This window comes from Zobellia nedashkovskayae (assembly GCF_015330125.1).
In the GTDB taxonomy this organism is placed as follows: Bacteria; Bacteroidota; Bacteroidia; order Flavobacteriales; family Flavobacteriaceae; genus Zobellia; species Zobellia nedashkovskayae.
Genome location: NZ_JADDXR010000002.1, coordinates 2811024 through 2832327, shown reverse-complemented (window position 1 = coordinate 2832327; position 21304 = coordinate 2811024). Strand labels below are relative to the sequence as shown.

The window sequence follows — 21304 nt, the reverse complement described above, 5'->3', positions numbered from 1 at the left end:
AAATCTGTGTAATGTAATGAAAATAATATTTGTAAGATATTACTTCGATATAGATATTAATCCAGCGATACAGATAATCGATTAAATGTCTTTTAAACACGTTCATTTACGCTCAATTTTATAACCAAAAAAAAAACGACCCTTTCAGGTCGCTTTTTCCAAACTTAATAATATTCTTTTTCTTTTATTTATTCGAATAAAAATAAAGTGAAGAAGCGGATGCTAAACTATTATTCACTGAAGGAGCAACATCTCCGCCTGCATCTGCATTTGAGAATGCCAATATACGACCGCCACCATTAGCGGCCTCTGCTATAAATACCATTTCCGAATCAGCATCGTACTCAGCTGAAACCGGGTTACCTAAGAAGGTACTAGCACCGGCAACTCTAATTTGATTATCGGCAACTACCATAGTTTCACCATTTGCTACAGCGCTGAATTTAGAATCAAAATCAGAAATTATATGAAAGGCACCATCTGAATCGGAAGCGGCATCACCCACATCTGTAAGAATCATTGTTCCATTATCATAAGCCAATCCATGTGTACGAACAATACCTTCTATAGTAATACGTTTGGAAGCACTTACTGTTGTAGTTGCTGTATTCGTTGCTACAAAATCAGTAAACACGGCTAGTTCATTCGTTTTGTCTACTACGGCATACAAATCATCCCCAACCATTTCAATACCCCAAAGGGCAAAATCGGTAGTAATTACGTTTCGTAAACTTATTTCACCATTACTTCTAGTATAGATAAACAACCTTCCATCTGGTGTGTCCGCATTGCCATCTACATCTGCATTATCAGCAACTATAATATAGTTGTCGTTCACTGCAATATCTCTCGGGCTTTCTAAATCCGACGAGCTTGAAATTGAAGCCGTAACAGTTGCGTCGACTAAGAAAGTTGATATGTTGGCAAATGCATTTAATTGATTTGAAGATCGTGACGCCTGAATAATTTCATCAGTATTCTCATCATAATAAATTCCTTCTGCAGCTGTTGATGTAGTTGTTAAAGTACTTGCCTCCCCACTAATCATATCATAAACAGTAACGTTACCATCACTATTGTTTGAAGCAAATAACTGTACTTGCTCATCTTGTTGCTCCGTGTCTACTGTATCATCATCATCTTTGTCGCATGAGGTCATTACGAATGAACCTAGAGTCAATACTAAACCGAGTTTTATTACATTTTTTTTCATCTGTTCGTTTTTTTATTTGCTCATACTTACGTAGAACGAACTAGATGGTTTTAAAAAAAATCATAAAACAGGACAAATAAAATATAACATCTTGATAAATAGCACTATAAATACCTAAAAATTATCGAGATTTCTTCCCTTTTACGCCCTCAAAGAATTTTTTATAAACTTTAAAATCAGCCTCTTTATCATCTGTAGTATACAAAGGTTCTGAAATCTTGACCTGCTTTTTGCCAAAATCAAAAGCTATTAAAACTATAGGAACATTGGCTCCTTTAGCAATGTAGTAAAAACCGGTTTTCCATTTAACTACCTCCTTCCGGGTACCTTCTGGAGCAATCGTTAACCTGAATTTTTTTCGTTTTTCAAACACCTTTACTGTAGCCGAAACCATATCATTATTCTTGGTACGATCAATAGGTTCTCCTCCTAATTTTCTAAATATAAATCCAAAAGGAAAAGTAAAAAGACTCTTCTTACCAACAAAATTAATTTCTTCGCCCCATACCTTTCTGATAAGGAGTCCTAAGAAAAAATCCATATAACTTGTATGTGGCACTACTGCAATTACAAACTTATCTATATGACCGGGAAATTCGCCCACCATTTTCCAGCCCATCAATTTGAAGTATATAAAACGAGCTAATTTTTGCATGAGAGTATATAGAGCTTTAAGAAGGTGAAACCAGGGTTACCATCTAAGATAACCACCTATTTTACTATAAAAAAAATATAATACTAAATTTTTCTGTAGATGGATTCTAACTTTTCAGGAGTAATGATATCTCGCCAGTTCTTACCTAATGCGTTTTCCCATAATGGAACCATATTCATTGCCACGGAAATCATAGTTTCAAACTCTGCTTCACTTAGATTAGCGCAGATACCAGTTGGTAATTTAATATTATGTTTTTCCTTCATTTTATTGAAAAGATCTACGCCTTCTGGGTAGAACTCTTCAAGATGTTGAAACACTAAACAATTACCAATACCATGTTTGACCCCCAATAAATAACCAAGACCATAACTCATAGCATGTGCCACACCTACTTGAGAATAAGCAATGCTCATACCTCCGTGCCATGAAGCCATCATTAGTTTATCTCTTGATTCCTCTGCCGGTAAATCTCCTAAGTAAACTTCTTTACATAATTCTAAGGCTTTCTCTCCATAGCTTTGGCTAAAAGCATTTAAAAATGTTCCCGTAAGTGATTCAATACAATGTATATAACAATCCATACCTGTATAGAACCATTGCTCTTTTGAGACTCCTTGGGTCAAATCCGGATCTAAAAGCACTTGACCAAAAGTAGTATGGTCTGAATTGATACCTAGTTTCTTATCTGGACCCAATAAAACCGTAGTTCTAGAAACCTCTGCTCCTGTTCCACTTATTGTAGGTATACCTACGTGGAAAATTGCCGGCTTTTGAACTAAATCCCATCCTTGATACTCTGAAGAACTTCCGTTATTAGTTAGTAAAATCGATACCGCTTTGGCTAAATCCAATAAAGTCCCACCTCCAATACCAACAATTCCCGAAGGTAAATCTTGATATTCTCTTTTAATTTTATCTACTAAAGCGTCTACTTGTACCGTTTTAGGTTCTTCTTCCGCTGAGATGAATATAATTTGATCGTTAAAAATCAGTGGAATTCTTTTTGCCAATTCCGTATTTTCAAAAACATCATCAACTAAAAAAATAAAAGGAGCATCGGAATGTTTTCGCTTGGGCATTAAGATATCTCCCAATTGATTAAAACTTCCCTTGCCAAAAACTACTCTAGGCACCATTGGAAAATTTCTAAATTCCGTTTGTTTACCTACAATTGCTTTTTTTACCTGCATTTCTTTTTTTACCTCCATCATAATCTATTTCAAATACTCCAATATATCTGATAATTTATTAATTTTCAGATAATTATAATCCCCATCATTAACCTTAACTTGTTCATGTTCCCAAGTTGTATGAAAAGGAACATGCACTGCCTGTGCTCCAATTTCAATTAAAGGCAACACATCTGATTTTAATGAATTCCCTATCATTAAAAACTCATTTACATCAATCTGTAAATGGTCCAACAAATGCTGATAATTTACTTCCTTTTTATCACTCAAAACCTCTACATGATGAAAAAATTCAGATAATCCGGATCGTTCCAACTTTCGTTCCTGATCCAAAAGATCTCCTTTAGTAAGCACTATTAACCGGTAATTTCCGCTTAATTTACGTAAAACTTCTCTTACACCATCTAATAATTCAACAGGTTGACGCAACATTTCTTTACCTAGATTCAAAATTTCTTCAATCGTTGCTTGTGAAACCCTGTTATTTGAAAGTTTTAATGCAGATTCTACCATAGAGAGCATAAAACCTTTTACACCGTAGCCATAAAGCTCTAGGTTATCGATTTCCATTTTAAACAGCTCTTGATCTATGGTATTCATGGTTTCGTAACCTTCCAAAAGCTTCCCGAATTTTTGTTCGGCATCTCTAAAATAGGTTTCGTTTACCCATAAAGTATCATCGGCATCAAAGCCAACCACTGTAATTTGGCTATAGTCTACTTCCATGCTTGTTGTGCTCTTTTCAAATCTTCCGGAGTATCTATTTCTATTCCCGAAACCGTAGTTTCCACCATTTTAATCTTCTTTCCGTACTCTAGGTAACGAATAGCCTCAATTTTTTCAATAGCCTCTAAAGGCAGCATTGGTAATCTTTGAAAAGCCATTAAAGCACTTTTTCTAAAGGCATAAATACCCTTATGCTTATAATAAACACTTTCAATATCTTTATTTCTAGGATAAGGAATTACTGAACGTGAAAAATACAAGGCAAAATTACGGTTATCCACAATGACCTTTACCGTGTTTGGATTGTTTATTTCTTCTTCATCAGTAATCCTAACCATTAAGGACGCTAAGTCTATTTCTTTTTCCGTATCGTTTTTAAATACCTCCAAAACGCTTGCCAAACTTTCTCTATCCGTAAAAGGTTCGTCTCCTTGAACGTTTACAATAATATCAACATCCATATTGGTAACTGCCTCAGCAATTCTATCACTACCACAATCATGCTCCTTCTGACTCATTAGTGCTTGACCACCTGCATTGGTTATGGTATCAAAAATAACATCACTATCGGTCACTACATAAACCTCGTCAAATAACTTGGTTCCTATTGCTGCTTCATAAGTACGGAGTATAACAGGTTTTCCCGATAGGTCCTGCATTAATTTTGCAGGGAATCTAGATGCCGCGTAACGGGCCGGTATCATGGCTATTATTTTCACTTTATATCCTTATTATCGTTTGCTACTATATTTTTTTCTATCTGCGGTTTACGAAAAAGTAAAAATATCGTAAGCCTCTTAATCATTAGTTTTCTCTTTTGGGCCTTAACTTTCTATAAATGCGAAAAATAAAAACCAAAATAATTATTACTAAAATTACACCAAGTACTGGCGCAAAAATGGATGCCGTGGCTACAACCACCGCTGTACCTGTTTCTACTGTTGAAACTATAGGATTAGCCAAACCTCCTGTTGTAGCCGTAGAAGCCAATCTACCTGTTGCTCCCGCACCCTTAATTGCAGTAGCTGTTCCTCCACCCGCAATAATGGCTAATGACCAAGTAACCACAGGATCTAAATCTGCCACTGTAGAAACCATAACGGCCGTACCGGCTATAGCAGCCAAAGGCACTGCAAAGCTATCTAAAAGATTGTCTACGAAAGGTATAAAATAGCCGAAAATTTCTACTAGGGTTGCAACTCCCAGGGCTATCACAGCTGCAAAACTTCCTATCCACTGCCAGCTTTCATTAAGTTCCCAAACCCCCGTGTAAGAAGCTAAACTTAAAGCAAATAGCGGCAAGAAAACACGAAACCCCACAGATGCAGCAAGGCCAATGCCTAAAAAAATACTGATTATGCTCTCTGACGTCATAGTATTACTAAATTATAGTGGTCCACACAAGGTTAAAATGGAGTGTTTCATTCACCAAAAGAATGTAAAAACCCATAAATTAACACTTTGCAAAGACGCAATTTAGCCTATTCCTCACCAACAAAAAAATCGTCCTTGAATCCTATGAGATACAACTGCTTTTTTGCCCTTGTAACGGCTGTATACAACCAACGGAGATATTCTTTATCTACTCCATTAGGTAAATAGGGTTGTTCAACAAAAACAGTATTCCATTGCCCACCTTGAGATTTATGGCACGTAATGGCATATGAAAATTTTACTTGCAAGGCATTGAAATATTTATTGCTCTTTACGCCCAAAAATTTCTTGTATTTTGATGACTCATTGGCAAAGTCCTTCATTACCTCTTGGTAGAGCCTATTCCCCTCCTCATAAGGTAAAGACGGTGTTTCGGCTTTAATTGTATCCAACAACAAAACGGTCTCAAAAGGTTTTTGATTGGGGTAATCTACCATCTGCACCTTTACCTCGGCAAATCTAAAACCATACAATTCCTTTATAGCAAATAACTCCAGAACCTCTATAACATCTCCGTTAGCTATAAAACCTGCTTCGGTATTAGGGGACAACCAAAAATAATTGTTCTTGACTACCATCATATAATCACCAACCGCAATCTCATTTTCTAAAAACAATATTCGGCTCCGGATATTCTCGTTATATAGATTGGCTCTTTTATTAGATCTTACTATAAAAGCCGTTTCCTCTTTCCCATTTTCCGAGTAGCTCGTATCAATAGCTTCCTGTATTTCATAACCATCTACAAGCCTTACGATATCTTTGAAATTACTTAAATGGAATTTAAATTCATCCGTAAAATTACTTTGCAATTGCTCCCTGAGTAATGTGGCATTTACCAAAATACCTGAATCTTCTGCTTGGCGCACTACTTCATCCAATTCCAACCGTATAACTTCCTTATCGTAATTCAATGCTAATTTGTCCGCGTCTAAAGCGGGACTTATATTTAAGTGTACTGGTGGTAACTGAGCAGTATCGCCTATTAAAACAAGCTTACAATTATGACCGGAATACACGAACTGAATTAAATCATCTAAAAGAGACCCATTACCAAATAGCTTTGAATCTGTTGGTGCATCCGGTATCATAGAAGCTTCATCCACTATAAAAATGGTATTTCTATGTTTGTTAGGTGCTAAAACAAATTGAATACCACCTCCTCCTTGCTTTTTAGGGAAGTATATTTTCCTGTGAATGGTAAAAGATTGCGTATTCGCATAGTTAGACATCACTTTTGCCGCTCTTCCTGTAGGTGCCATTAAAACAGCTTTCATGGTGGTCTTCCAAAGGCTATTGACCACGGTACCAACCAAGGTGGTCTTACCGGTCCCAGCAAAACCTTTAAGTAGGAACACATCGTCCTTTCTGTCAGAAAGTATATACGTGGCTAGCTTTTGTAATGCTATTGCCTGCTTGAGTGTAGGCTCGTGTGGAAATTTCTCTTTTAGTATTTTGTAAAATGATGCATCGTTCAACGTTATCATAGGTATCAAAGATAAACAGGATTTTTACGAGAAAAACTTTTGCGATTGAAAAAAAATTGTAGATTTGTCACAACCACTTAAATATAATTAACACTTAAGAAATGAAGACCATAATTCAAATTGTACTGTGGGTAGCATGTGCAGGTTTAGCATACGCTATATACCAATCAGTTACGGGACCTATAGAGTTCAACAAAGTAAAGGAAGAACGTTACGGGCAGGTTATCGCTAAGTTGAAAGACATTAGAAACGCTCAAGAGGCCTATAAAACCGTAAACAAAAAATACGCCAAAGATTTTAACAGTTTGATTAAGTTTATCGACACTGCTGAGTACACTATCACTCAACAACGTGATTCATCTTATATGGAATTTGATAAAACATATCAAATTGACCTTTTAAAAGAGGTTAAAATCATTGATACATTAGGCGCTGTTTCGGTAAAAGATTCTCTTTTTAAAGGAGACAACCGATACAAAACTCTTATGGAAGTTCCTTTTGCACAAGGCGGAGAGAAATTTGAAATGAAATCTGACGTTCTTACTAAAGGAAGCTATAAAGCTCCTGTTTTCCAAGCTAAAGTAGATAAGTCAGTTGTGTTGTATGATCAACCTGAAACACTTCTTAAGAAAGAAAAAGCAGAGATTGGTGTTGAAGAAGTTAACGGAGCATTTATAGAAGTAGGTTCTCTTAACGAAGTAAGTACCAGTGGAAACTGGCCCCCTATATATGACAAAAAAGGAGACGAAAAATAATACTGGAAAACCAGTGGAGAATTTTAAAAAACTGTCCATTCAAGTTAGCTTGAATGGACTTTCTTTTTGTGTATTTGACACAGTAGCCAATACAATCTTAAATTCAGAAAAGGTTGTTTTTGCAAAAGAGCTTACGCCCTATGAAATCTTAAAGAGACTGAAGCTTCTCTTTTCTACTCATAATATAGAAGAAGATCAATTTTCTGAAATTGTAGTAGTACACAGAAATAACTTGTTCAGTCTTGTACCACAAGCTTTATTCAACGAAGACGAACTGGCCAACTACCTAAAATTCAATACTAAAATATTGGCCAATGATCACTTAGCCTTTGATGAATTGGAAAGTTATGAGATCAACAACGTTTATGTTCCTTTTGTGAACATCAACAATTACATCTATGATCTTTTTGGTGAATTCACCTTTAAGCATAATGGTACCGTAATGGTAGAGTCGTTATTGAACAACCATTCCGCAAGTAAAGAAGCAATGTGTTATATACATACCTCGCAACGCCAAATGGATGTTACCGTTATAGGTTCAAAAAAGCTTTTACTCTTTAATAGCTTCAACTTTGTAACCAAAGAAGATTTTCTCTATTACTTGCTTTTTACGCTAGAACAACTAGAACTTGACACAGAATCGGTTTCGATAAAACTCTTTGGTGATATTGAAAAAGATGATGATATTTATGACCTTTGCTATAATTACGTAAAGGATGTCTCCATGTTCTACCCTTCATTTACTGAACATCCGGGCATAGACAGACCAGAAGAAACTATTGATTTCACCGTAATAAACGCTTTTTAATGCGCATCATTTCAGGTTTACACAAAGGAAAGCGAATAACTGCACCTAAAAAACTACCCGTTCGCCCAACAACGGACATGGCCAAAGAAGCATTGTTCAACATTTTGAACAATCGGTATTACTTTGATGACCTAGTTGTGCTTGATTTGTTTGCCGGAACAGGAAACATCAGTTACGAGTTTGCTTCTAGAGGTACGAAGCAGATAAGTGCCGTGGATGCAGATTATGGATGTGTGAGATTCATTAACGAAACATCGGATGCCATGGAAATGGGTATTGCTGCGTATAAGAGCGATGTTTTCAATTATCTTGAAAAGTCTCGGGAAAAAGCAACTATTATATTCGCCGATCCACCATACGATTTATCTTTAGAATCTTTCGAAAAGATACCGAAACTAGTTTTTGAAAAAGAATTATTATTAGAGAACGGTCTACTGGTAATAGAACATGCTAGCCAAATGGACTTATCTCATCTGGACAATTTTGTTGAAAAGCGAAAATATGGAGGTAGTATTTTTAGCTTATTCGCAAATCCTAGCGAAGACTAAAACCCATAATCAGAATAAAAAAAGCAGGCCCATAAGCCGGATTCTGTTAAGTCCCTGAGGACTCCCCTATCATTTATCTAGTACTAACATTACTATTAGTATCAAACCGCCTACCCTTCGGCTCGAGCGTACAGCCCTCAAGCACCGATTTACATGACGTTTCACCGCATAGAGTTTACCTGGTTTCACTACAGCATTACCTGTACATACTTTCTGCTGCACTTGTCCTTTCCGATAAACGGACGACGGGCGTTACCCGCTATGCTGCACTATGGTGTCCGGACTTTCCTCTCCCGTTTTCACGGCAGCGATAAGGAGACCTGCTTAACGTGCTAAATTAGTACAATTGTTGATAAATAAAGACTTTATCCCTTCGAAAAAAAAGGCTCTTATCATTCCTATATTTATATTTGTATAATTGAGTTGACGTAAATACTAAACCCTAGTTTTTTTTGGAACCTTTTATTGTATCGGCACGTAAATATAGACCTCAGACATTTAAGGATGTTGTGGGGCAACAGGCCATTACTAATACCCTAACCAACGCCATTGAACATAATCATTTGGCACAGGCCCTTTTATTTTGTGGCCCCAGGGGTGTTGGTAAGACTACCTGCGCGCGTATTCTTGCCAAACAAATAAATTCCGACGGAACAGAAAGTGAAGATGAAGATTTTGCATTCAATATTTTTGAGCTTGATGCTGCCTCTAATAACTCTGTAGATGATATTCGTAGTCTTATTGACCAGGTACGCATACCTCCCCAAGTTGGCAAATACAAAGTATATATTATAGATGAGGTGCACATGCTCTCACAATCTGCCTTCAATGCTTTTCTAAAAACACTTGAAGAACCCCCAAAGCATGCTATTTTCATCCTGGCCACCACTGAAAAACATAAAATAATCCCAACGATACTTTCTCGTTGTCAAATATTTGATTTCAAACGAATTACAGTTAAGGATGCTGCCCTATATTTGAAGTACATAGCCGAAAACCAAGGTATAGTTGCAGATGATGATGCTTTGCATATCATAGCTCAAAAAGCCGACGGCGCCATGAGAGACGCCCTTTCTATTTTTGATAGGGTTGTTAGTTTTTCAGGAAAAGAACTTACAAGAAAAGCCGTAACCGAAAACCTAAACGTTCTAGATTACGATACTTATTTCTCAGCAACAGATTTTATTTTAGAGCACAACATTCCACAGTTACTACTTTTGTTCAACAAAACCTTGTCATTAGGTTTTGACGGACATCATTTTATAAGTGGCTTAGCTTCCCATTTCAGAGACCTAATGGTTTGTCAACATCAAGACACCATTAATTTGTTGGAAGTAGGTGATGTAGCTAAACAGAACTATTTAGAGCAATCTAAAAAGACCTCCATGCAGCTTCTTATGCAAGCTTTGAACATAGCCAATGACTGCGATTTAAAGTACAAGACCAGTAAAAATCAACGATTGCTGGTAGAACTTACTTTAATGAAATTAGCTTCAATTGGATTTGAGGCCGAAAAAAAAAACTCTGAATCTGACGTCCTAGACGGTTCTACTATTGATTTTATTGCACCTGCATCCTTTTTTAGAGGAAATGGCTCTGTTAAAAAAACTTCCGAGGAAACCACAACTTCTCCAGGTCATACAAAATCAGCTACTCCAGCACCTGTTGAAGTTAAAAAACAGGAAGCCACAAATTATCAGGCAGAGGAGACAAAACAATCATCAAACTCTTTAGCAGTTGCCGAACCTAAGGCAAAAGAGACTACTCAAACACCTAAATCCGAACCCGCTCCGGTAAATAAAATTAACATTGGTGGTGGAAAAAGGGTTTCTGGACTCTCTATTTCTAGTCTAAAAGCAAAGAAAGAGCATGAGCTAAGCCGTAAAGATGATACTATTGACGAAAGTAAACTTCCTAAAGATGCCTTTACCGAAGAGGCTATGCAAAAACATTGGGCCGATTTTGTTCATAAAATCGATATAGATGGTAAGAAAATACTAGCATCCAACCTTAGCGTAGATATACCCAAGTTAGTTCAAGACAAAACCATTTGGATCGAATTGCCTAACGAAACAATGAAAAAGGAAATTGAGCGAGAGCAATATGGCCTTATGGAACACTTAAGAAAAAATCTCAACAATTATTTCATTGAACTTAAGATTACGGTTAACGAAAAAATAGCTAAAAAATTCGCGTTTACACCTGAGGAAAAATATGAAAAACTTAGGGAGAAGAATCCTGCTATAGATTTGCTTAGAAAAACTTTTGATTTAGATCTTTAATCCCCTTTTTACAAAACGAATTCGTAGAGCGTACAACAGCATTACCACTGCTATAATTAGCAAACCACAAGCTTCTCTACCGCGTTCAATATTCTCTATATCTCCTTCTCCAATAGTAAAACCTTGAAATTGTGCAGGCCATTGACTATAAGCACCTGCCGCTGCCAATAGAAAGGAAAAAATTGTTATCAAAAACGGTAAACGGTTTACCACAAAAAGAACCGATATAAAAGCAGCTAAGCCATAAATAATAAACCAAATAGTAGCATCTGGGTCGTTATATTGTAGATATGCCGCCCAAGTAAAAAGAACTGCAAATACAGAACCTACTATTTTAAAGAAAGACTTCATTCTTCTTCGGTTACGTGTTTCTTCAAGATACTATATACATCAGTCGCTTTAATATCATCATTAAAGACACTGTTAATTTGATCTGTAATCAAGATAGGAAAATCTGCTTTGTCTTCCGGTATTCTCCCGTGCGAACCTTTTACTAAGGTTGCATCCAACGGAATTATATTCATTACCGTCCTGAACCCCATTTTCTTCTTAAGCAACATAGCAACAACCTTCGCCATTACTAACTTATCCTTAGGATTCGTCAACATTTCTACAGGGTCATAACCTGGTTTCTTATGAATATCAACCATGCGAGCATAGTCCGGTGCTTTAGCGTCATCCAACCAGAAATAATACGTAAACCAAGAATCAGCATCTGCAACCACAACTAAATCACCGCTTCTTTCATGATTTAATTTAGCCTTCTCAAGCTCTTCGCCCATAAGCACCCTCTCAACTCCGGAAACTGTTTCCAGTAAAGCCTTAACCTCTAACTTTAGGGAAGGATCATTTAAATAAACATGTGCTATTTGGTGATCAGCCACTGCAAAAGCCTTGCTTTGGCCTGCATCTAAAAGCTCCAACCCTCGTTCTTCACGAATAGCTATATACCCCTTAGAACGTAAAATTCTATTCAAGTGAATAGGATTGTTCACATCTGTAATACCATATTCAGAGAGTAACACAATTCGTGCATTACGCTTTTGAAAGTGGTTCACCAACTGCTCTACCACCCCATCTATTTCTTTCAGGTCTTTTTTAATCTTATCAAAATTGAGTCCGTGGCGTTGCAAATTATAGTCTAAATGTGGAAGATAAACCAGAGACAAGGTAGGATTATGCATCTCATCTGTACGTATGGCTGCATCTGCAATCCATTTACTAGATTTTATTGATGTCTTTGGGCCCCAAAATTGAAAGAGCGGAAAAGTACCCAACTCATTTTGTAATGTATCCCTTAATTCAGGAGGATACGAATATACATCTGGAATTTTTCGGCCATCGGCCAAATAATTAGGCCTTGGTGTTAAACTGAAATCAACCCTAGAATACATATTGTACCACCAAAAGTGATTCGCGCATGTAAAATGCTCGTCTTCTTTCTTTAGCTCGTCCCAAAGTTTTTCACTCTGTACCAATTTATTGGACTGGCGCCAGAATTTTACTTCGCATTCATCTTTAAAATACCACCCATTACCCACAATTCCATGTGCATCAGGCGTTTTCCCTGTTAGGTAGGTTGACTGCGCCGAACATGTTACTGCTGGCAAAACCGGATTTATATAAGCAGATTTACCTTTTTTTAAAAAAGCTTCAATAAACGGGGTATGCTCCCCAATAAGACGTTGGGTCAAACCCACAACATTAATCACTAGTGTTTTCTTCATCTTCTAGAACTTTTCTACAAACCAATCAATCTCTCTAATAATAGACTCGGAAAGGTCTTTTTTCAAAGCAGACGGAAGCACATCCCAAGTATAGGTTTCAATTTCCAAATGCTCAGAAACAGGATGGTCCTTTATATATTTCATCACTTTTAGAATATGGTCTTGCGTAGAATCTAACGCACCAAAACGTTCTAAAAATATTGGCACATGAAAATGTGCCCGTAACTCTTCAAATTCTCTTTTATTCTCAAGTACAATAGGCAAATCATTGTAAGTTTTCACCTTTCCATCTACCTTTTCTGTTACTTGATGAAGGTATGTAGGTTCATCAAAAAGTGTCAAAGCTTCCCATATCTTATCATTTCCTGAAGGATTTGAAAGAATCTTTAATGCAGCACTTACTTGGATTTTTCCTATAACAATTCCCGCTTTCGCGAACTTCTCAAAGGTATCTGTGGGCTCCTCATAAGCTAATGAAAAATGACAAATATCGTAACAAACCGTAAGATAACGGCGTATTATTTCATCCGAAATATCAGCATTTACACCAAGTTTATCAACAATTACAGCTATTCCAATAGGGAATAGGTAATCTGCAAAAAACTGCAATACCTCATCACTGTTCTCTAACATGCCATCTGGTTCCGGTTCAATATCAAGATGTAGATACTTCCCCGTTTCTTGTTCTATATTATAGAGATGAATGGCAATCTCTATCATGTTTTTTGCTCCAGTTTCGAAAGCTAATTTTGTAGCTTCTTCCGTAGCATGCCAATATTTATAACTTATTGGAGATGTTGAAATTCCACCGGCAATACCCTCTGGAATCAAAGCTGCCAACTGATCGAACATACGTTTGGTATAAATAAGCCTTTCCGGAGTGGTCCAATCTGGCGCATGAACATCATCTTTAACCCGTTCATTATGAAAATTACCATACGGAAAACCGTTCATGGTAAACACATAAACCTGATTATCAACTAACCATTGTTTAAACTCGTTCAGATTTCCGTTCAGAGCAAGCTCTTCGCTAGCCTTATTAGATAATCGTAAACCAAGTCCGAAAGGCTCATTAGGAGATACCTTTTCCTTTATCTGTGGAACGTGCTCTTTAAGACTGTCAAAAGTAGTCTTCCAATCAAATCCTGGATGGATATTGGTGCAATATGTAAGTTGAAAATTGTTATCTATACGCAAGCTACTCTACTTTAAGTTTTGAAATTTCGTTTACCAAATCCAATGCCTTTTTCATAATCTGTAGGTCAATTTCGTGAACATCATGTTTTACACCTATATCTGAAATAAGAGTTATCGTAAGTTCTCCACCTAAATGCTCCCTAAACTCTTCTATTCCATTAAGTAATTCATCTACCTCTTTTTCTGTGGCCAACGGAAAACTCAAATCGAAACCGATGTTCTGAAAAACACGAACCACACGATTTAAATCGGCCTCATTAATCAAACCAATTAAATGAGCATAGACTACATCTAAAACAATACCCTTTGCTACGGCTTCACCATGACGAAGCTCGTAGTTAGTCATATATTCCAATTTATGTGCTGCCCAATGACCAAAATCCAATGGTCTAGAAGAACCACTTTCAAAAGGGTCACCACCTTGAGCAATATGGTGCATATGCATTTCTGCACACCTATAAATGGTATACTGCATGGCTTCCATATCTCTATCTCTCAATAAATGTGCATTTTTTTCTACGTATTCAAAAAAGACAACATCTTTGATCAATGCAACTTTTAGGGCCTCAGAAATACCCGAAATCCAATCGCGTTGTTCCAACGTTTTAAGGAAATCAGTATCGTTAATAATAGCATATGGAGGGGCAAAAGTTCCTATAAAGTTCTTCTTGCCAAAGGCATTCACGCTATTTTTAACTCCCACAGCAGAATCATCTTGTGAAAGTACCGTAGTAGGAATACGAATCAACTTAACACCTCTATGTGCTATTGCCGCAGCGTATCCTGCCATGTCTATTACAGCGCCTCCACCGATAACAACAACAAATGAATGGCGACAAATAGCATACTCGCTAACTGCCTTGAGGATATCTTCAACTTGACTTTCATCATTCTTGCAAGCTTCACCACCTTGCACCACCATACTTTTCATAAGAACCAGATTCTCTTGGTAATGTTGACAGTAGGCTTTTATATTTTTAATAAGGTCCGGGTGAGCAGCAGCTACCCCATCATCAACAACAAAAAGAAGCTTTACGGGCTCATTTTTATATGCCTTAATAATATCCTTGAACAAGGTATTCTCTGTACCGAACAAATTTTCGGTAAAGTGGAGGCCATATTGATACGAAACCTCAAATTTTTGCTCTATAGTTTTAAACATCGTATATCTTTTGAAGGCCGATAAAAATTGACCTTAGGTAACGGCAAACACTTTAGATAAGCCTTTTGAAACAGGCAGTAATGCCAATATAATTAATCCATACCACCAGTCGAAAAATGCAACGGCGATAGATGAATCCAATAAGATTAATGCTATGACACCTGCCATAACAGCTTTTTTAATATTATCTGGTGAGTTTACGGAGTGTGCCTTTATTAAAGGTCTAAAAACCGTGAACGCAAACAATACTAAAAACAATAACGGAAATAAAAGGGCATCCGTATGTAAAAAGGCCATAGTTGCTACAGCTAAAATAACTGTGCCGTACAACACTCCTGCCAACACAATGTGATTTTTGTTTTTCCCATGTACTTCCCCTCTGCTTATCAGCGTAATAGCAAAGATATATACGATTGGAATAATGGCCATAAACCAAGAATTGAAATTACCTAAAATAGACATGCCCAACAGCAAATTTATACCTCTACACAAACCCATACTTAACGGACCAAAAAAATCATACTTTTTAGCGATTGCATCGTATAAAAGAATTGCCAAAGCAAGTGCTACGGCTACTATACCAGAAGTTCTTGAGACCAAAAAAGCTAATAACACCCCAATAACTAAGGTTAACCCGCCATACAGAGCAGCCGAATTGAACGAAACTATACCGCTAGGAATAGGTCGCTCAGGACGTTCTACCTGATCAAGCTCAAAGTCAAAGACATCATTAAGAATAACCCCGCCGGCATAAAGAAACACCGATGAAAATACTAAGTACAGAATATTTAGTAAAAGACTAGACTCTATAAAACCGTCTTGAATGCCCCCCATAAAAGCACCTCCAATAGCCACACCTGCCAAAATATCGGCGGCAGCTGTGGGTAAATTAGCAGGTCTTGCCAATCGCGCATAACCAAGAAACGTGCGATTCATTATTTAATCTGATCAGAATCTACTCTAGGCTCTTGCCCCCTTAGAACGCTATTATCATTATAAAGTTGGGCTTGGTTAATACCTTTTGGATTCAACCAGTGCTCTTCTTTCATCTTGCCATTTGTACCAAAAATATCTAACGCATTCTGGTAACAGGTTTTAACAACGTCTTCTCTTGCAATCCCTCTTTTTAGCATAAGGTTTGCGGTTTTTGGCACTGCTAAAGGATCACTAACACCCCAATCTGCAGAGCTATCTACAATAATATTAGCACTACCGTATTTTTTAACGACCTCTACCATTCGTTCGTTACCCATTTTTGTTTTTGGGTAAATAGTAAATGCAGCAATAAAACCTCTATCCAAAACGTCTTTAACCGTTTCTTCGTTATTATGATCAATTACCACTTGCGATGGATCCAAACCATGCTCTAAACAAACCTCCATACTTTTTAAAGTACCTGCTTTTTTATCACGGTGAGGCGTGTGTACTTGAACGACCATACCCAATTCTTTAGCCATCTCTAGCTGCATACGGAAATACTTGTCTTCCGCTGGGGTTTGGTCATCATAACCTATCTCGCCAATGGCAACAACATTCTGTTTATGGACGTATAGAGGCAAAAGTTCAATAACCTGTTCCGCCAAAGCTTCATTGTTTGCCTCCTTAGAGTTTAAACCAATTGTACAATAGTGATGAATACCAAATTGACTAGCTCTAAAAGGCTCCCAACCAACTAAACTACTGTAATAATCTTGAAAAGAACCTACTTGAGTTCTTGGTTGTCCTAACCAAAAAGAAGGTTCTATTATTGCAACAACCCCGGCTGCGGCCATAGCTTCATAATCGTCTGTGGTTCGCGATGACATATGTACATGCGGGTCGATTATCATCATTTTATCTTCCATACTAATCTTTTATATTTTTCCAGGTAATATTTTCGTTCGCTACTTGAGCTTTCAACTCGGGATGCTTTGCCAATAATTCCTTAGCCATAGGCTTTTCAGAAGTATAACAACATAGTGCCGCTACTTTATTTTCAATAGGATTCTCGCTGGCAAACAAGCGCTCTATATCTTTCAACAGATTTTCATCTAAAAATGCGGCTACAGGTCTCCAAAATAATGGTTCTATTTCTCGTGACGCTGCCCATCGTTCATGTGCATAGTCAGATATAATACGTGTCAAATCCTTATTCGCTCGCTCATCAATACTTAAAATGGTCGAAAGGTCTAACTGCATAAAAGCGGCCTTAAGAAACATTTGGTTCCATTGTTGATCATTAAAGTATTTTGCCGGATACGGATTCTGCATGCTTATCGCCTCGAATATTGTGGCAATGTTCGTACGTAATGCTTCTACTGCAGTCTGCTTATAATTTTCGGCATCAGGTAACAGAACAAGATACTTTAGAAAAGTTTCAAGCTCCCCGGTATCTGCAACCTGAATTAAGTTAGCCACTTTAGGTACAAAGAAATCTGAGTCTGCCTTCAATACCTTTATCAAAAGATAAATCCGAGCTATCTGAAGAGTCGTGGCATTCTGCGTTCGCAAATATTGGGTTACTTCATCCGTATCTGAACTCAGATTCAAAACTGCGTCTGAATCAATTTTACTAGCCAAGAGGCTATAAGTCATATAAAGGTCCTTTGTAGAACTTGAGCCAACGATTTGCTCTAATTTTGATTGTAACCATGAATCTGTGGCAGCGTCTAAATTCCTATTCAATAAAGACTGAAGCTCTTGGTCTAATTTGGTTAATTCCATAATCTGTTATTCGGGTTTCTTGACAAGTGGTAACAACCCTATTTTTAGTGCCTTTCGTCATGATAAAAAACAACTATTCACAAAACTAATTATTCTTTGGAGAAACAAGATATATTAGATGCTAAATTCTAGTTATAGTTTACAACTATTCTTGCTAATTTTACGAAAAACATAATTATGCTAGGCCTGAAGTTACCAACTGATCCAAGATGGGTGAATATTGTTGAGAAAAACATAGATGAAATTTTAACGGACCATGCGTACTGTGAGCAAAAAGCAGCAAGCACAGCCATATCATTAATTATAAGTTTTCCGGAATATACAGAGCTCGTAGAGGAGATGATCGCACTTTCTAGAGAAGAAATGGCCCATTTTAAAATGGTACATGACCGAATTACGGACAGAGGACAAACTTTAGGGCGTGACAGAAAGGACGAATACGTACTTCAGTTGATTAAATTCTTCCCAAAAGGCGGAAGCCGCACGACCCAATTGGTTCATCGTCTTTTGTATGCCGCATTAATTGAAGCGCGCAGTTGTGAGCGCTTTAGATTACTTTCAGAAGAATTAGAAGACAAAGAACTTGCAGAGTTCTACCACAAGCTTATGGTAAGTGAAGCGGGTCATTACACCATGTTCTTGCAATTTGCTAGACAATACGGAAATCGTACAGAAGTAGATAAAAAATGGCAGGAGTTACTGGATTATGAGTCTGGAATAATGAAAAATCTAGGAAATAAAGAAAGTATTCACGGATAAGAATTTCAAGTTTTAGGCAGGATAACTATCCATGCCTAAAACTTGAAACCTTCAATTATTTTTACTCTACGATAGGAGTATCGGCGTCTAATTTATTTTTATAATAATCATACGTAGCAAACTGAGACCTTAACTTGGGCTTATCGTTTACACGATATGCATTATCCTGCTCTTCATTGAAAACCCTGGCTTTAACATTATCGTTCCAAGAGATTTCATAGGTATCCAACAATTCCTTTTTTACATCTTCATCGTAAATAGGACAACCTACCTCTACCCTATTCTCTAGGTTACGAGTCATGAAATCTGCCGACGAGATAAATACGCGTGTATCTCCGTCATTACAGAAAATAAATATGCGTGGATGTTCTAGAAATTTATCGACAATACTGATTGCTTCAATATTTTCGCTCATCCCTTCTATACCAGGAATCAAACAACAAATACCGCGTACAATCAATTGTATCCTAACACCGGCGTTACTGGCCTCATACAATTTATCTATCATCTTGTACGAAGTAAAGCTATTCATCTTTATTTTGATGAAAGCCTCCTTACCCGCCTTAGCATTCAAAATTTCTTTATCAATCAGTTTAAGAAAGAAAGATTTAGTGTAATGCGGAGACACTATTAAATGCCTGTACTTGTTGATTTTGTATGTAGTTTCAAAGAAATCGAAAACCTTGTTCAATTCTTTTAAAATAGGCTCGTTTGCCGTGAACAATGTGTAATCTGTATAAATTTTTGCTGTTGATTCGTTAAAGTTACCCGTACTTATAAAACCATAACGTTTTATAATTCCGTTCTCTTCCCGCTCAATCATACATATTTTACTATGCACTTTTAGACCAGGCACACCAAAAATAAGTTTCACTCCTTCTGCCTGAAGTTCTTCTGCATATCTAATGTTAGCCTGCTCATCAAAACGTGCACGTAATTCTATCTGCAAGGTTACCTGTTTCCCATTTTTTACGGCGTTTGAAAGACATGCCGCTACTTGAGAATCATTAGCAAGACGATAAACTGTAATTTTAATCGCTTTTACTTTTGGATCAAGAGCTGCCTCTCGTAAGAATTTCAATACATAGGCAAACGTTTGGTATGGTGTGTATTGCAAATAATCTTTCTCCGCTATTTTCTCTAAAAGACTGCCTTCTAGACTTAGCCCTTTTACCGGTAGCGGAACTATCTTATCATACATTAGATCTTGTCTCCCCAAACTAGGAAAGCTCATGTAATCCCTCTTGTTATGATACCTTCCTCCAGGAATAACACTATCCGCATCTTCAATTCCCATTTTATCCTTTAGAAAATCTAACGTATCCGCTTCTATATTCTTGTCATAGACAAAACGTACTGGATCACTAATTTTTCTGTGCTCTACACTAGAGTAAATTTTCTCAATAAAACTCTTACTTAAATCATTATCTATATCAAGTTCTGCATCTCGCGTAATCTTGATCATATGAGAAGAAATGGACTTGTAATCAAACATTGGAAAAACGCTATCCATACAATACCTAATTACATCATCTAAAATAATGATGTAATTTTTATTACCTTCTTTAGGAAGTACCACAAAACGATCTATACCTTTTGGAATCTCAATTAAAGCGTATCTTTTCTCTCTTTTCTCATAGGTAAGTTTAGTGTGATCATCACTCTTCAACACCATTTTTACAGCCAAATAAGCAGCTGTATCCTTCAACATAGGAAATTCTGCCAAATCATTTAAGATAATGGTCATGAGCTGGGGACTCACTTTTTCATTAAAGTAGCTTCTGGCGAACTCTCCTTGCTTTTCAGAAAGTTCATTTTCATTCAACAAGTAGATATCTTGTTCTTCCAGTTCGTTTTCAATGTTCTTGAGTATCTCAACACTTTTACGCTGTTGCTCTATAACGAACTTGGTAATTTCCACTAGTAAATCTTTGGCCTTTTCACCACCCAAAACACTTTTACCAGATTTTCCCGCTTCAAAAATACGTTTTACAGTGGCGTACCGGACCTTAAAGAACTCATCTAGGTTATTAGAAAAAATACCCAAAAAACGGAGACGTTCAATTAACGGAACGTTTTCATCCTCGCACTCTTGAAGCACCCTTTCGTTAAAACGTAACCAACTTATCTCTCTGTTTATATATCTAGTTTTAGTCTTTATCATTTATCTAAGGTCTTTCGGGAAAATTGTCTGTTTGGTTGTTCCTTTTTCAACTAAATTCCAATTATCAACATTGAAATTCAGATGTACCAGCCCACTGGTGGTTACGTTGTCAATATAGGAATTTCCCAAAGAATTGGCAACATGTGTAAAAGCATGATTATGCCCAAAAATCAGTACTGAATCTAAGGATTCATCAAGATTTGATATAAATTCGAAAACGGATTCTCCCGAAAAATCATACAACTCGTTTTTTATTTGTACGGAAGACAACGGTAGGTTTAGCTGCCTAACAAAAATCATACAGGTATGTAACGCCCTATTAGCAGGACTTGAGAAAATAGCATCTACTTTTTGGGTTTGAGATTTAAATTCCGAGGATACTAAAAGAGCATCGTTCACCCCTCTTTCCTGAAGCGGCCGATCTTTATCACTCACCGAATAATCCCAGGAAGATTTGCCATGCCTGACCATTATCAATGTTTTCATTTAAC

General features: G+C 37.0%; 21 protein-coding genes and 1 other RNA gene. 5 read left to right on the top strand and 17 right to left on the bottom strand.

Features of this window, described 5'->3' with window-relative positions; all coding sequences use genetic code 11:
• Positions 1 to 184 precede the first annotated feature (184 nt).
• The 7 genes from IWB64_RS11865 to IWB64_RS11835 form a co-directional block, all read right to left on the bottom strand.
• On the bottom strand, positions 185 to 1213 hold the full coding sequence (locus IWB64_RS11865) for a hypothetical protein (protein WP_194534199.1): 1029 nt from the start codon (positions 1211 to 1213) through the stop codon (positions 185 to 187).
• A 121-nt stretch (positions 1214 to 1334) separates the two neighbouring features.
• Positions 1335 to 1868, bottom strand: coding sequence for a 1-acyl-sn-glycerol-3-phosphate acyltransferase (locus IWB64_RS11860; RefSeq protein WP_194534198.1), 534 nt, complete (start codon positions 1866 to 1868; stop codon positions 1335 to 1337).
• A gap of 83 nt (positions 1869 to 1951) precedes the next feature.
• The gene (locus IWB64_RS11855; protein WP_194535871.1) at positions 1952 to 3079 is read right to left on the bottom strand and encodes an iron-containing alcohol dehydrogenase family protein; all 1128 of its coding nucleotides are present in this window, start codon (positions 3077 to 3079) and stop codon (positions 1952 to 1954) included.
• A gap of 6 nt (positions 3080 to 3085) precedes the next feature.
• Positions 3086 to 3787, bottom strand: a complete 702-nt coding sequence (locus IWB64_RS11850) for an HAD family hydrolase (protein ID WP_194534197.1) — start codon at positions 3785 to 3787, stop codon at positions 3086 to 3088.
• Positions 3778 to 4491 (bottom strand): 3-deoxy-manno-octulosonate cytidylyltransferase, encoded by a 714-nt coding sequence (gene kdsB, locus IWB64_RS11845; RefSeq protein ID WP_194535870.1) that lies wholly within the window; start codon positions 4489 to 4491, stop codon positions 3778 to 3780. Before kdsB ends, IWB64_RS11850 begins: the two co-directional genes overlap by 10 nt.
• Before the next feature lie 100 nt (positions 4492 to 4591).
• Positions 4592 to 5161: a DUF4126 domain-containing protein gene (locus IWB64_RS11840; RefSeq protein WP_194534196.1), complete on the bottom strand. Its 570-nt coding sequence runs from the start codon at positions 5159 to 5161 to the stop codon at positions 4592 to 4594.
• 107 nt (positions 5162 to 5268) lie between these two features.
• The gene (locus tag IWB64_RS11835; protein ID WP_194534195.1) at positions 5269 to 6708 is read right to left on the bottom strand and encodes an ATP-dependent DNA helicase; all 1440 of its coding nucleotides are present in this window, start codon (positions 6706 to 6708) and stop codon (positions 5269 to 5271) included.
• Positions 6709 to 6809: 101 nt separating this feature from the next.
• Between IWB64_RS11835 and IWB64_RS11830 the strand changes: the two genes are divergently transcribed.
• The 3 genes from IWB64_RS11830 to IWB64_RS11820 are packed head-to-tail and all read left to right on the top strand — an operon-like array spanning position 6810 to position 8819.
• Positions 6810 to 7463, top strand: a complete 654-nt coding sequence (locus IWB64_RS11830; RefSeq protein ID WP_194534194.1) for a hypothetical protein — start codon at positions 6810 to 6812, stop codon at positions 7461 to 7463.
• Entirely contained in the window at positions 7438 to 8271 is an 834-nt protein-coding gene (locus IWB64_RS11825; protein ID WP_194534193.1) for a DUF3822 family protein, read from the top strand. The genes IWB64_RS11830 and IWB64_RS11825 overlap by 26 nt, the downstream gene beginning before the upstream one ends.
• Positions 8271 to 8819 carry an RsmD family RNA methyltransferase gene (locus IWB64_RS11820; RefSeq protein WP_194534192.1) on the top strand — a complete coding sequence of 183 codons (549 nt, stop codon included), beginning with the start codon at positions 8271 to 8273 and terminating at the stop codon, positions 8817 to 8819. The genes IWB64_RS11825 and IWB64_RS11820 overlap by 1 nt, the downstream gene beginning before the upstream one ends.
• A gap of 16 nt (positions 8820 to 8835) precedes the next feature.
• On the opposite strand, the gene rnpB is transcribed toward IWB64_RS11820, so the two are convergent.
• Positions 8836 to 9146: RNase P RNA component class A (gene rnpB, locus IWB64_RS11815), an RNA gene on the bottom strand.
• Between the two features lie 125 nt (positions 9147 to 9271).
• Here rnpB and IWB64_RS11810 point away from each other — a divergent pair.
• Complete coding sequence (locus tag IWB64_RS11810; protein ID WP_194534191.1) at positions 9272 to 11101, top strand: DNA polymerase III subunit gamma/tau; 1830 nt, start codon at positions 9272 to 9274, stop codon at positions 11099 to 11101.
• On the opposite strand, the gene IWB64_RS11805 is transcribed toward IWB64_RS11810, so the two are convergent.
• The 7 genes from IWB64_RS11805 to IWB64_RS11775 are packed head-to-tail and all read right to left on the bottom strand — an operon-like array spanning position 11090 to position 17890.
• Positions 11090 to 11452, bottom strand: coding sequence for a transmembrane 220 family protein (locus IWB64_RS11805; protein ID WP_194534190.1), 363 nt, complete (start codon positions 11450 to 11452; stop codon positions 11090 to 11092). The genes IWB64_RS11810 and IWB64_RS11805 overlap by 12 nt on opposite strands.
• Complete coding sequence (locus IWB64_RS11800; RefSeq protein WP_194534189.1) at positions 11449 to 12828, bottom strand: alkaline phosphatase family protein; 1380 nt, start codon at positions 12826 to 12828, stop codon at positions 11449 to 11451. Before IWB64_RS11800 ends, IWB64_RS11805 begins: the two co-directional genes overlap by 4 nt.
• 3 nt (positions 12829 to 12831) lie before the next feature.
• Positions 12832 to 14025 (bottom strand): metabolite traffic protein EboE, encoded by a 1194-nt coding sequence (gene eboE / locus IWB64_RS11795; RefSeq protein WP_194534188.1) that lies wholly within the window; start codon positions 14023 to 14025, stop codon positions 12832 to 12834.
• 1 nt (position 14026) lies between these two features.
• Positions 14027 to 15187 (bottom strand): 3-dehydroquinate synthase, encoded by a 1161-nt coding sequence (locus IWB64_RS11790; RefSeq protein WP_194534187.1) that lies wholly within the window; start codon positions 15185 to 15187, stop codon positions 14027 to 14029.
• A gap of 33 nt (positions 15188 to 15220) precedes the next feature.
• Positions 15221 to 16123, bottom strand: coding sequence for a UbiA-like protein EboC (eboC, locus tag IWB64_RS11785; protein ID WP_194534186.1), 903 nt, complete (start codon positions 16121 to 16123; stop codon positions 15221 to 15223).
• Entirely contained in the window at positions 16123 to 17031 is a 909-nt protein-coding gene (locus IWB64_RS11780) for a TatD family hydrolase (RefSeq protein WP_194534185.1), read from the bottom strand. The genes eboC and IWB64_RS11780 overlap by 1 nt, the downstream gene beginning before the upstream one ends.
• 1 nt (position 17032) lies before the next feature.
• Positions 17033 to 17890, bottom strand: a complete 858-nt coding sequence (locus IWB64_RS11775) for an EboA domain-containing protein (RefSeq protein WP_194534184.1) — start codon at positions 17888 to 17890, stop codon at positions 17033 to 17035.
• 177 nt (positions 17891 to 18067) lie between these two features.
• Here IWB64_RS11775 and miaE point away from each other — a divergent pair, with 177 nt between their 5' ends.
• Positions 18068 to 18649, top strand: a complete 582-nt coding sequence (gene miaE, locus IWB64_RS11770) for a tRNA-(ms[2]io[6]A)-hydroxylase (protein WP_194534183.1) — start codon at positions 18068 to 18070, stop codon at positions 18647 to 18649.
• 61 nt (positions 18650 to 18710) lie between these two features.
• Here miaE and ppk1 read toward each other — a convergent pair whose 3' ends face one another.
• On the bottom strand, positions 18711 to 20813 hold the full coding sequence (gene ppk1 / locus IWB64_RS11765; protein ID WP_194534182.1) for a polyphosphate kinase 1: 2103 nt from the start codon (positions 20811 to 20813) through the stop codon (positions 18711 to 18713).
• On the bottom strand, positions 20814 to 21299 hold the full coding sequence (locus tag IWB64_RS11760; RefSeq protein ID WP_194534181.1) for a SixA phosphatase family protein: 486 nt from the start codon (positions 21297 to 21299) through the stop codon (positions 20814 to 20816). It lies immediately after the preceding gene.
• Positions 21300 to 21304 lie beyond the last annotated feature (5 nt).